The sequence below is a fragment of the Streptomyces sp. NPDC004111 genome (genome assembly GCF_042874215.1).
Lineage (GTDB): Bacteria > Actinomycetota > Actinomycetes > Streptomycetales > Streptomycetaceae > Streptomyces.
In genome coordinates this window covers 26,386-38,741 of sequence record NZ_JBIAMU010000031.1, presented here as the reverse complement: position 1 = coordinate 38,741, position 12,356 = coordinate 26,386, and the positions used below count along the sequence as shown (strand labels likewise).

Below are 12,356 nucleotides of genomic sequence, written 5' to 3'. Positions count from 1 at the left end.
TCAGCGCTCCTGTTCCTGGCGGTGCTCGTCTTCCTGGCGGTGCTGTTCGTCGTGCCGGTCCCGGTCGTCGTCCTGCTCGGCGTCGGACAGCAGGCGTTCGGCCTCGTCCGGGTCGAGTTCGGCCAGCAGCGCCGTCAGCGACTCGATGTCGTACTCGCCGCTGTCGGCCGGGGCGTCGGCCGTCTCCGCCGCGGCCTGTGCCCTGGCGTCCAGCCGTTCCTGTACGAGCGCGGCCAGCGCGCCGGGGGTCGGCTCGCCGAGCACGTCCGCCAGCGGCACCTCCACCGAGAACTGCTCGCGCAGGTTCGACAGGAGCCGCACGATGAGCAGGGAGTCGCCGCCGAATTCGAAGATGTCCGCGTCCAGCGGCATCTCCTCGGCGCCCAGCGCGTCGCGCACCAGGCGTGCCACCTGGCCGACGAGGTCGTCCGCGTCCTGCTGTCCCCCGGCGTCGGCCGCCGTCGCGGCGGTGCCTGCCGCCGGGCGTGCGATCCGCTCGTCGCGCACCCACTGGTCCAGGCGGTGCCCGATGTCCCAGGTGGAGACGGCGACGTGGGAGACGTCGCGCAGGGTCAGCAGCCTGCGGACGGCCTCCAGGCCCTCCTCCGGCTGGATCGCCTTGTCGTCCATGCTGCGGCCGATCGCGGAGATCGCCCGCTTTTCGTCCTGGTGGTGCTGCCACACGTCCCAGGCGGCGCTGATCCACACCGTGCGGTCCAGGCCGCGGTTGGCACGTTCGGCGGCCGCGTCCATGAAGTGGTTGGCGGCGCCGTAGCCGAGCAGCCGCAGCCCGCCGAGCACTCCGGCCAGCGAGGAGAGCAGCAGGGCGAAGTCCACGTCGTGGTCGGCCAGGACCTTCTCCAGGGCGATCTGCCCGTACGCCTTGGAGGCGAAGTGCCACTGGCACTGCTCGGCGCTCGCCGCGGTGATCGCCCGGTCCCACTGTTCGCTGGGCAGTCCCGCCGCGTGCACGACACCGTTCAGGGCACCGAAGCGGGCGGTGACCCGGTCCACCGCGGCGCGCAGCGCGCTCTCGTCGGCGACGTCCGCGTGGACCAGGAAGGGCTGGTCGCCCTCGCGCTCCAGGGCCCGCAGCCGCTGGATGCGCAGCGAGGTCGCGTCGTCGTCCTCGTGCGTCTGAAGCCAGCCGTCCCATTGACTGCGGTCCGGGAGCGGGTCGCGGGTGAGCAGCGCCAGGCGGGCGCCGGGGCACTCGCGGCGCAGCCAGTGCGCGAGGGTGGAGCCGATCTCGCCGAGGCCGCCGGTGATGAGGTAGACGCCGTCCTCGCGCAGCCGGGAGGCCGCCTTGGCACTCCAGTCGGCGCGTACCGGGGCGAGGTCGGTGATCCAGCGGGTGCCGCCGCGCAGGGTGGTGGCGACCTCGGGGCGGCGGTGGGCGGCCAGTTCGGCGGCGAGAGTGCGCACCGAGTGCTCGTCCACGGCGGCCGGCAGGTCGAAGTGCCGGGCGCCGATGTTGCCGTGCTCCTGGCCGATGACCCGGGCGGCGACGGCGAGGGTGACGAGTTCGGCCGCGGGTTCCGGCTCGGCCGGGCTGACGGCGTAGGCGCCCGCGCTGACCAGGTCGAGCTGCAGCGGCTTGCTGACACCCTGTTCACTGAACGCCTTGACCAGGGCGATCAGGCTGTACAGGCCGTGGCGTTGGGCGCGTTCGAAGCGTTCCCTGCCGCGTTCGGCGGGCAGCGGCGCGGTGGACCAGGCGTGCAGCACCCGGTCCGGCAGCCGCTCCTCGGCCAGCAGGTCGGCGACGAGGCGGGTGTGGTCCTCCTCGGAGTCGGGGCGCAGTGTCCAGGTGTCGCCCTCCCTCCCGTACGCGGCTCCGGCCCGTACGGTGAGCACCTCGCCCGCGAAGGCGTGCGCGGCGATCCGGGCGGCGGTGCCCTGTTCGTCGGCAAAGAGGAGTACGGGGTCGGTGAGCGGTTCGGCGGCCGAGTCGAGGGTGCCGACGGCCGGGCGCCACACCGGGGCGGAGAACCACTGGTCCAGCGGCAGCTTGCGCACCACGTTCCCGGCGGCGGTGCCCGCGCCGGTCAGTGTCCCGGTACCGGGTTCGACCCAGTAGCGGGTGCCTTCGAAGGGGTACGTCGGCAGCGGTACCCGGCCGCGTCCGCGGCCCGCGTAGTAGCCCTGCCAGTCGACGGGCAGTCCGGCCGCCCACAGCCTGCCGAGCGCGGCGGTGACCGCGGTCAGGTCGGCGCCGGCGTCCCGCCCGCGGGCGGCGGAGGTCACGACGGGTACGCCGGTCTCCCGGTCCGGGTGGCGGCGGGTGAAGGTGGCCAGTGTCTGGCCGGGGCCCACTTCCAGGAAGACCGGGGCCTCGCCGTCCAGGACCGTGGCCAGGCTGTCCGCGAACCGTACGGTCTCGCGCAGGTGTCCGCCCCAGTACGCGGGGTCGGTGGCCTGCTCGTCGGTGATCCAGGTGCCGGTCCTGTTGGACAGGAAGGGGACCTCGGGGCGGCGCAGCCGGACGGTGCGCAGCAGTTCGGTGAGCGGGCCGACGGCGGGGTCCATCATCGCCGAGTGGAAGGCGTGCGAGGTAATGACCTTGCGGTGCGCGACGCCGTCGGCGGTGAGGCGGGTGGTGAGCGCGCGGACGGCGTCCTTGGGTCCGGCGACGGTGCACACCGCGGGCTCGTTCACCGCGGCGAGCGCGACCTGCCCCGCGGTGGGGTCGTCGGGGTTCCCTTCGAGGTAGGGGGCGAGTTCCGCGGGCGGGAGCATGACCGCGGCCATCACGCCGCCGGGCAGCGCGTCCACCAGGCGGCCGCGTTCGGCGATCACCCGCAGCGCGTCGGGGAGCGTGAAGACCCCGGCGAGGGCGGCGGCGACGTACTCGCCGACGCTGTGCCCCGCCAGTGCGGCCGGGCGCACGCCCCAGGCGGCCCACTGCCGGGCCAGCGCATACTCGACGGCGAACAGCGCGGGCTGGGTCAGCCGGGTGCGGCCCAGGTCGTACGGGGTGCCGGTGTACTCCCGCAGCCGGGGGTAGAGGGCGTCCCGCAGGTCGAGGCCCAGGTGCGGCTCCAGCAGTTCCGCGCACTCGTCCAGCACCCGGCGGAACACCGGCAGGTGTTCGTACCAGCCCTGGCCCATGCCGGGGTGCTGGGTTCCCTGGCCGGGGAAGAGCAGGACGACGGACCGGTCGGCGGGCTGTCCCGAGTCCTGGTGGGTGAAGCGCGGGTCGCCGCTGCGCAGCGCGCGCACGGCCGTCTCCCGGTCCGGGGCGGTGATCACGGCACGGTGGTTGAAGGTGCGGCGGGCGGTGGCCAGGGTGTGGGCGGCGTCCTCCAGAGCGGTGTCGCCGAGCCCTTCGGGCGCGTCCTTCCCGGCCGCGTCGCCGGGCCGCGCGGGTGCGTCCTCCTGTGCAGCGGCGTCCTCCTGCGCGGCGGCGTCGAGTCCTTCCGGTGTGTCCTGGACCGGCGCGGTGGCTTCCAGGTGGTCGGCCAGTTCCTGGCGTGCCCTCTCCAGGGCGGCCGGGGACTTGGCCGAGAGCGGCAACAGGACGACGGGAGCCGCGGGCGCGGCGCGCCGTGCCGCCGGGTCGGTACGCGGGGCCTCTTCCAGGACGACGTGTGCGGTGGTGCCGCCCATGCCGGTGGAGGTGACCGCGCAGCGCAGCGGCCCCCCGTCGGCCGGTGCCTGCCACGGCTTCGTCTCGGTGCCGACGCGGAAGCGGGTACCGTCGGCCTCGCACTGCGGGTTCCACTCGATGAAGTGCGGGGTGGGCACCAGGGTCCGGTGGTGCAGCATCAGTACGCACTTGATGAGCGAGGCGATTCCCGCGGCGGTGCTCAGATGGCCGAGGTTGGCCTTCACCGAACCGATCGTCAGCGGCGGTGCGCCATCCACCTGGTAGGACTGTGCGGCTGCCGCCAGTTCGACGGGGTCGCCCATCCTGGTGCCGGTGCCGTGGGCCTCCAGGTAGCTGACGGTCGCCGGGTCCACGTCCGCCACGGCCAGTGCCTCCGCGAGGACGGCGGCCTGGCCCGTGACGCCGGGTGCGGTGTAGCCGACCCGGTCGGCGCCGTCGTTTCCGATGGCGGAGCCGCGCAGTACCGCCCAGACGGTGTCGCCGTCGGCGAGTGCGTCCGACAGGCGCTTGAGCACGACCACGCCGACGCCGTTGCCGAAGACCGTGCCGTCGGCGTGGGCGTCGAAGGGCCGTACCGTGCCGGTCGCCGAGGCGATCGAGTCGCTCTCGTGGAGGTACCCGGCCTCCTGCGGGAAGCGCAGTGCGACGCCTCCGGCGAGCGCCACGTCGCACTCCTGCCCCAGCAGGCTCTGCGCCGCCTGGTGCACCGCCACCAGCGAGGTGGAGCAGGCGGTCTGCACGGAGACGCTCGGACCTGTGAGGTTGAGGTGGTACGAGGTCCTGGTGGCAAGGTGGTTGGGGTCGTTGCCCATCAGTGCCGACAGGTCCTGGCGCAGCTTGGGCAGCGAGCCACCGAAGCCCTTCTCCCCGGTCAGTACGTTGTGCAGCAGGTAGGTGCTGCTCAGTGCGCCCGCGAAGACGCCGATGCGGCCTTCGTACTGCTCGGAGTCGTGACCGCTGTGTTCCAGCGCCTTCCAGGAGGACTGGAGGAACAGCCGCAGCTGCGGGTCCATCCGTTCGGCCTCGCGGGCGCTGAGGTAGAAGAAGGAGGCGTCGAAGAGGTCGGTGTCCTCGACGGTCGCGGCCCGGCGCACGTAGCGGGGGTCCGCCAGGGTCCTGGGCTCCACCCCGGCGGCGGCGAGCTGTTCCTCGTCCACGTCGCGGATCTGGTCGGTGCCCGCGAGCAGATTGCGCCAGAACTCGTGGTGGTCGCGGGCGCCCGGCACCCGGCAGTCCAGTCCGACGACGGCGATCCGTCCGTCGGGGTCGGCGCCGTCCGCCGCGGCGGCGTAGGGGCGGTCAGTCACAAGTACCTCCTGTGTGCGGGGAGTCCGGCGGCGGAACGGCCGGCCCGGTGCGGGCCGCTGTGCGGCGGGCGCCACCTCGGGCCGCGGTGCGCCTGCGGGCGCCCCGTGCGGCGGGCGCCGCGGAGGACTCCGGGGTTCTGTCCCCGCCGCTGCCGATGAGCCGCACCAGAGCGCGGACGGTCGGCGCCCGGTACAGGTCGGTCATCCGCAGTCCGGGCGCGACGGTCCGGGTGAGCAGTTCATGGACGGCGGCCACCCGCAGGGAGGTCCCGCCGAGATCGAAGAAGTTGTCGTCCAGGGCGACGGCGTCAGTGGCGAGCACCTCGCGCCACGCCTCGGCCACGGCCCGCTCCAGCGGGCCCGCCCCGGGTACGCCCGCGGCCGGTCCCGTCTCCCGTGCCACGAGGGGATCGGGCAGTGCGGCCCGGTCGATCTTGTGGTTCGGTGTCAGCGGAAGCTCGTCCAGCAGGACGTACGCGGTGGGCACCGCGTGGTCGGGCAGTACCCCGCGCAGGGTCGCCCGCAGTACGGACGGCCGGGCCTTCGCCCCGTCGGCCGCCACGAGGTAGGCCGCGAGCTGCCGCTCGCCGAGGCGGTCGGTGAACGGCATCACCACGGCCTCGCGCACATCGGGCAGGTCCTTCAGCGCGCTCTCCACCTCCCCGGTCTCCACCCGGATACCGGAGATCTTCACCTGGAAGTCGCGGCGCCCGATCAGCAGGAGGGTGCCGTCCGGCAGCCGCCTGGCGAGGTCGCCGGTGTGGTAGGTCCGGCCGTCCGCGACCGCGCCGGGCGCCAAGTAGTCGCTGGCGACGACGAGTTCGCCCTCGCCCGGCCCCTCGACCGGCTGCCCCTGCTCGTCCCGGAGCCACACCTGTGTGTCGGCGGCGGGGAAGCCCAGGGGGAAGACGCCGGTCGGCGGCCGGTACTCGGGGCCGGCGACGCGCAGCAGCGCGCAGGAGCACTCGGTCGAGCCGTAGGCCCCGGCGACACGGCAGTGCGCGGCGAAGGTCCGCCGGGCGGCGTCGAGATCGGCCAGGTGCAGGGTGTCGCCGCCGAGGGCGAGCATGCGCATGGCGGGCAGTGCGGTCTTCCGCGACTCCACGGCCCGTACCAGGGCGCGGAACACCGGGAGCGTGGAGTGGTAGACGGTGAGGTCCTCGGCGGCCATCCATTCCAGCAGGCCGCTGATGCCGAGCGTCTTGAGGTCGACGGGGTACAGGGCGGCGCCGTTGAGCAGGGCGGCGAAGGTGTCCTGCACCGCCGAGTCCCAGCTGTACGCGGACTGGAGGGTGAGCCGGTCCTGTGGGCCGATGCCCAGGCCGTCGGTCCACACCCGGGTGTGGTGCAGGACGTTGCGGTGGGTCTGCGCGACCGGCTTGGGCCGCCCGGTGGACCCGGAGGTGTAGAGGACGTACGCCTCTCCTTCGGGCCGCGCCCGCACGTCGTCGGACCGTGTCCGTGGGCCGTCGGGCGCCGGTGCCTCCCGGCCCGTGCTCTCCGCCGCCGGTCCTGCTGCCAGGTCCTCGTACGGCAGCACCGGCTGCCGGTCCGCCAGCCGGCCGGCCAGCGGCAGGTGCGGGGCGGTGGCGACCAGGGCCCGTACGCCCGCGTCCCGCGCCATGAGGGCGAGGCGCTGTTCGGGGTAGGCCGCGTCCAGCGGTACGTAGGACAGTCCGGCGTGCAGCACGCCGAGCAGCGCCGCGATCATCTCCGCGCCGTGCGAGAAGAGCAGGCCGACCCGGTCGCCGGGGCGCAGTCCGGCCGCGGCCAGCGAGGCGGCGACGCGGGACGCGCGCCCGGCGGTCTCCCGGTAGGTCCAGCGGACCTCGGGGGTGACCACGGCCTCCCTCGCCGGGTGGGCGGCGGCCTGTTCCAGGAAGCGGTGCACGAGCGTTCCGGCCTGCTCGGCGGGCGGGAACGGCCGGTGTTCCGTGGGTGTTCGGTCGAGGGACGTGGTCATGGTGTCGCACCCCTTTCCGGTCGGTCCGCCGGGCCGTGGGAGAAGAGCACGGCGGGGTGCGCGGGGCGCTCGCGCAGTTGCGCGTAGGCCTCGGCTGCCTGATCGAGACCGAAGCGCGGGAGGTCCATGGCGGCGGGGCGGATCCCGCCGGTGCGGATCAGGTCCAGTGCCCGCTGGAGGTTCTCGGTGACCGTGCCCTCGCCGTCCGGCGCCACGGCGTCGGTCAGCCCGCGGGCGTAGGAGGGGTCGCGGTATCCGGCGCCGCAGCGGGCCGCGTACCGGATGTCGAGGTTGCCCAGTTCCACGCTGAAGTCGATGTGCGCCGCGAACCGGCCCACGCCGATCAGCCGGGGGCGCCCCGGGGCCCGGCCCGCCCAGCGGGCCGCGGCCACGACGGTGGCCCCGGCGTCCCCGGTGCCGCAGAGGAAGACGCACCGGCCGCCGTTCCCGGCCGTCCCGGGGGCACCGTCTTCCCGGTCCACCTCGAAGTGCGTCCCGTCGGCGGCGGCCAGTCCGAGGGCGGGCGCCGTGCGCAGCCGCTCCGGGCGCAGGTCCAGCAGGGTGACGGGGTTGCCCCGGGCCGCCGCGGTCTGGGCGACCAGCTGGCCGACCATGCCCGCGCCCACCACGGCGACCTCGTCCGCGGGGGCGAGGACCGCGCGGTCCACCGCGTGCACCGCGGTCGCCGCCAGTCCCGCCACCACCGCGTCCGCCAGGTCTGTGCCGTCGGGGACCCGGCGGCACAGCCGGTACGGCACGGTGACCGCTTCGCTGTGCACGGCTTCGCCCCAGCCCATGGCGATCACCCGGTCGCCCGGGGCGAAGCCGGGGGCCGGCGGGCCGACCGCGTCCACCACCCCGGCCGCGCAGTATCCGAGGACGAAGCGCTCGCCGGTGCGGGCCGAGCGGTCCAGGTAGTGCAGTTCGGTACCCGGGCTCACCAGGCTCCACTCGGTCCGCAGCCGTATCTCGCCGCGGCCAGGAGGCCGGCGCAGTACCTCTTCGAGGACCGGGTCCCGACCGCCGGCCGCCACCAGCTGCCGTACGGGCAGCGGAGCGACGGCACCGGACGGACCGGCCGCCGGGGCGTCCTGCACCCGTGCCCACGACGCCTGTTCAGTCATCGTCGCGCTCCCCCGTCGTCCCCTCCGCCGCACCCGGCTCGGCGCGGTCGGGCGGGTCCTGGTCCGTCGTACGCTTTGCCGCCCGGCCCGGCGGGGCCGGGATCCATCGCTCGTCCGGTACGACGTCCAGCTCCTCGCGGTGGCCTGGTATCGGCCCCAGAGGCACCGGCCGGTCCGCGCGTTCGTAGGTGGCACGGCGGTTGCGCTTGCGTTCCAGGCCGAGGTTGAGGCCTGCTAAGTCCACCGGTTCGTGGGTGAGCAGTCCGTGCTCCCTGGCCGCGGCCACCGCCGCGGCTCCTGCCTCGGTGCGGATGAACACCCGGCCGTGCTTCTTCTGTCCCTCGCCGCTGACGCTCGCGGCGAATATGTTCGGATCGCCGTCGCTGACGCTCACGTCGGCCAGCCCCGACATCCAGTCGCCGCAGGACAGGCAGCGGTACGTCTTGTTGCCCGCGAAGTCCCGTACCGCCTGCCAGAACTGGACCTCGTGGTCCACGCCGTCCCGGGTGCGGATGCCGATGTTCCCGGGGTACTCGCCCTCCCGGTAGCGCAGCCGCACCACCGTCTCCACGGGTACGTGGGCGCGTTCGCGGATCACCGCGGCGGTGCCCTCGGGGCGGGTGCTCGACGAGCAGGCCGGCTCGACGAGCAGCACCACGCGCTCGCGTGCCCACCGTCCGGCGGCGGTGTCCATGGCCTGGAGCTTGCGCATCGCCTGGATGTGGCAGGCCACGCCCGACATGGCGACCCTGGCGTGCGGTTCCTCGGTCATCGTCTTGCGCAACCGGCCGAGGTAGGGGGCGAGTTGATAGGTCGACTGGGAGGTCTCCACCAGGTCGGCCGGATCGCGCGTCAGCGCGGGCGCCGCCCGCCAGGGCTCCTCGGTGTCGCGCCCCATGGTGAGCACCGCCGTCACGCCCAGCTCCCGCACGGCGGTCTGGAGCAGGGCGGTGAGGCTGCCGCCGCTGGCGGAGGCCTCGTACACCACGGGGTCCAGCGCGTGCCCCGCGACCACTTCCTCGAAGACGCCGGTCCAGCGCTCCTGCGGGGTGCGGGTGCGGCCGAACAGCCGCTCCTCGGTGGCCGGGGTGCCGGGGTCGGCACCCGGGCACACGTCCACGCAGTCGGTGCACTCCCCGCAGTCGGCCGCGGTCCAGGAGGCCACGGTGAGCACCGGGTCCAGCCCCTCGAAGCCGATCACCCCGGCCGGGCAGGCAAGTTCGCAGGCCCCGCACACGGTGCACAACTCCGGTTCCAGTATGTCTCGTTCGAGCTGCTGGAAGCTCATGAGCCACCGCCTTCCGGTAAGGACGCGCCGTGTCGCGCGACGTGCCGTGCGCCGTCGTCGCGCACGGCTCTGGTGGCCGAGGCCGCGTGCTCGTCCGGTCGGGCGGCCTCGGCCACGGCCGCCCCGATGCCCTCGATCAGGAACCGGTAGCCGTCCTCGTCCAGCAGCGCCGGCGGCACGATCTTGACCGTGGCGCCCTCCGGGCCGCCGCCGAAGAGCAGCAGCCGGGCGCGCAGGGCGCCGCCGGTGACGGCCCGTGCCAGTTCGGGGTCGGGCCGCCCGTCCCGTACGCAGTCGAAGGCCGCCAGTGCGCCGGTCGTGCGGACGGCCCTCATCCAGGGGTGCCGGGCGGCGAGCGCCGTCAGGTCGACGCGCAGCCGCTGGCCCAACTCCCTTGCCCTGCCTGCCACGTCGTCCCGTACGACGATGTCCAGGACGGCTTCTGCCGCCGCGCAGGAGACCGGGTGGCCGGAGAAGGTGGAGGTCTGCACGCCCGGCGGCAGCGCGTCGAGCACGGCCCTCTCCCCCACCACGGCGCCGACGGGGAAGCCGTTGCCGAGGGTCTTTCCGAGCAGTGTCAGGTCCGGCTTCTCGGTCATCAGCTCGGCGGTGAACAGCTGCCCGGCCCTGCCGAGTCCGGTGTAGATCTCGTCCAGCACCAGCAGTGCGCCCCGGGCGTGCGCCTGCCGTGCGATCTCGTCGAGCAGCGCCGGTGGTACGTCCAGGACGCCCTCGGTCACCTGGACCGGTTCCAGGACGACGGCCGCGGTGCCGCCGCGCCGGTCGGCGGCGTCCAGCGCCGCCGAGAGCCCGGCCGCGAAACCGGCCACGTCGTCGGCTCCCGGCTGCCGGGGGTCGGGAAGTTCCGCGACGACGACCGGCGGGGAGCCTTCGGCTCCGTCGTCCCCGAAGCCGCTGTAGGTCTTGAACTCCGCACGCCAGGTGAGTGCCAGCGCCCCGGCCGTCTTGCCGTGGAAGCCGTAGCGGAAGCCGACCACGGCCCGGTGTCCGGTGGCCGCGCGGGCGATCTTCAGCGCGGACTCCACCGCCTCCGAGCCCGTCGCGGTGGGCAGCACCGCAGGCTCCTCGTACGGGGACAGGGCGCAGATCCGCTCGATCATCCGTCTGCGGGCGTCCGAGGTCAGCTTGCAGCCGGTGTGGGTCAGGCGTGCGGCCTGGGCGGTCACGGCGGCGGTGACGTCGGGGTGCTGGTGTCCCAGCGTCGCCGCGCCGCTGCCCGCGGTCCCGTCGAACCAGGCGGTGCCGTCCTCGGTGTACAGCCAGGGGCCGTTGCCGCTGCTGAACTCCGGGCCGAGGGCGCTCCCCGTGGACCGTGCTTCGGCACTCACCGCACTGCTCTTCATCGGTAGTCCTCTGTTCGTCAGTCCTCTGTTCGTCACCGGGGGTCCTCCACGACACGGGCGCCGACGGCGCGCTGCACATCGGCGAAGCCGGGAAACGAGGTGCGGTGACAGGCACCGCCCCGCACCGTGGTGCGGCCCGGCAGGCAGCCCGCGAGCGTCGCGGCGGCCATCGCGATCCGATGGTCCTCGAAGCCGGGCACCTCACCGGCCCTCAGCGGGGCGCCGCCGCGCACGGTCAGTCCGTCGTCCGCCACCTCGACCCGGGCGCCGAACGCCCCGGCCATCCGTGCCGTGGCCGTCAACCGGTCCGTCTCCTTGAAGCGGAGTTCCTCCGCGCACCCGATCCACGACACTCCCGGCAGCCGGGCCGCGACCAGGGCCAGCAGGGGCACCTCGTCGATCAGTGCGTGCAGCAGCGCGGGCTCCTCCACCCGGACGGCCTCGACCCCGTCCAGTCCGCCCCGTACGACCACGGTCCCCACCGGTTCGCCGCCGTGCGCGCGCCCGTCCTCGTGGGGGACCCCGTGCCCGTCCTCGTAGGAGATGTCGGCTCCGCTCCTGCGCAGCACGTCGAAGAAGCCCGTGCGGGTCGGGTTCAGGCAGACGCCCGGCACCCGCAGCGTTCCGCCGTCGCCCCACAGCAGGTGCGCGGCGACGGGATAGGCCGCCAGGGACGGGTCGCCGGGGACGTCGATGACCTCGGGCACCTCGAACGCCGCACCGTCCCAGACGAGTACGTTGTCGCCCTCGTCCAGTCCGCCTCCGAACGCGGCGAGCATCCGCTCGGTGTGGTCCCGCGAGCGCACCGGGTGCCGTACGGTCGCGGGCAGTCCCGCGGCGGCCACGGCCAGCAGTACGGCGGACCGCGCCTGTGCGCTCCCCACCCGCAGGGTCACCGTTCCCGGGCGGTGCACAGCCCCCTTCAACAGGACGGGAAGGCAGCCTTCGTCGCCCAAGTAGGCGATGTCCGCGCCCAGTTCGGTCAGCGGGTCGATCAGCCAGTCCATCGGGCGGTGCCGCAGCACCTCGTCCCCGTCCACCACAGCGGCGGTGCCGCTGCCCGCCAGTACTCCGACCAGCAGCCGGGCCGCGGCGCTCGACCCTCCGGTCTCCAGGTACGGCACGCCCCGCGGCCAGTCGGACACGTCCGGATGCTCACGCACCGGCTGCTCCACCGGTAACGCGCCGCGCCGCACGGTGAGTGTGCTGCCGTCCGCCCCGGTCTCCACCCCCAGCGCCCGCATCGCGGGCAGCAGCGCCCGCACCGCGCCGCCCAGGTTGGCGTTGCGCACCGTCAGCACCTCGGGTGCGCCGGGCAGCAGGGCCGCCAGCAGCGCCCGGTGGGTGACCGACTTGTCGCCCGGCACGCCGACTCTCAACGTGCTGACGCCGACGGCCTCTTCGGCCCGGCCGCCGTCCACCGCCAAGTCCGCCGATTCGGTACCCGGTTTGTCGAATGTCTTCCGGGTCGCCCTCCTGGCGTCAAGCACACCTTGCTCCTGTTCCTGGATTCGAGAACCTGCGGGCCGACCGGCAGCACGCGCGGTGCGGGCGGCTCCGCGAGTACGGCTCAGAAACCCTCCGTACAGACCCCTGTGAACGCCATACCGACAGCGGGACAAGAAAAGGAAAAGCGTCGGTCAAATCTCCGGCCGTCACCGCGAAAACGGACCGGTGGCCAGGAGGGGAAAATACTGGCC

General features: G+C 74.1%; 6 protein-coding genes. All 6 read right to left on the bottom strand.

Going from position 1 to position 12,356, the window contains the following annotated elements; genetic code table 11:
• The 6 genes from ACFYVL_RS40755 to ACFYVL_RS40730 are packed head-to-tail and all read right to left on the bottom strand — an operon-like array spanning position 1 to position 12,146.
• The gene (locus ACFYVL_RS40755) at positions 1–4,917 is read right to left on the bottom strand and encodes an SDR family oxidoreductase (protein ID WP_389254438.1); all 4,917 of its coding nucleotides are present in this window, start codon (positions 4,915–4,917) and stop codon (positions 1–3) included.
• On the bottom strand, positions 4,910–6,880 hold the full coding sequence (locus ACFYVL_RS40750; RefSeq protein WP_389254436.1) for a non-ribosomal peptide synthetase: 1,971 nt from the start codon (positions 6,878–6,880) through the stop codon (positions 4,910–4,912). Before ACFYVL_RS40750 ends, ACFYVL_RS40755 begins: the two co-directional genes overlap by 8 nt.
• Entirely contained in the window at positions 6,877–8,004 is a 1,128-nt protein-coding gene (locus tag ACFYVL_RS40745) for a 3-hydroxyacyl-CoA dehydrogenase NAD-binding domain-containing protein (RefSeq protein ID WP_389254434.1), read from the bottom strand. Before ACFYVL_RS40745 ends, ACFYVL_RS40750 begins: the two co-directional genes overlap by 4 nt.
• Positions 7,997–9,292, bottom strand: coding sequence for a Coenzyme F420 hydrogenase/dehydrogenase, beta subunit C-terminal domain (locus ACFYVL_RS40740; RefSeq protein WP_389254432.1), 1,296 nt, complete (start codon positions 9,290–9,292; stop codon positions 7,997–7,999). Before ACFYVL_RS40740 ends, ACFYVL_RS40745 begins: the two co-directional genes overlap by 8 nt.
• Positions 9,289–10,656: an aspartate aminotransferase family protein gene (locus tag ACFYVL_RS40735; protein WP_389254430.1), complete on the bottom strand. Its 1,368-nt coding sequence runs from the start codon at positions 10,654–10,656 to the stop codon at positions 9,289–9,291. Before ACFYVL_RS40735 ends, ACFYVL_RS40740 begins: the two co-directional genes overlap by 4 nt.
• A 32-nt stretch (positions 10,657–10,688) precedes the next feature.
• Positions 10,689–12,146: a 3-phosphoshikimate 1-carboxyvinyltransferase gene (locus ACFYVL_RS40730; RefSeq protein ID WP_389254427.1), complete on the bottom strand. Its 1,458-nt coding sequence runs from the start codon at positions 12,144–12,146 to the stop codon at positions 10,689–10,691.
• Positions 12,147–12,356 lie beyond the last annotated feature (210 nt).

Coding starts and splice junctions, on each gene's coding strand:
- ACFYVL_RS40750 (WP_389254436.1), bottom strand. CDS start 6,880: ATGACCACGTCCCTCGACCGAACACCCACGGAACACCGGCCGTTCCCG.
- ACFYVL_RS40740 (WP_389254432.1), bottom strand. CDS start 9,292: ATGAGCTTCCAGCAGCTCGAACGAGACATACTGGAACCGGAGTTGTGC.
- ACFYVL_RS40735 (WP_389254430.1), bottom strand. CDS start 10,656: ATGAAGAGCAGTGCGGTGAGTGCCGAAGCACGGTCCACGGGGAGCGCC.
- ACFYVL_RS40745 (WP_389254434.1), bottom strand. CDS start 8,004: ATGACTGAACAGGCGTCGTGGGCACGGGTGCAGGACGCCCCGGCGGCC.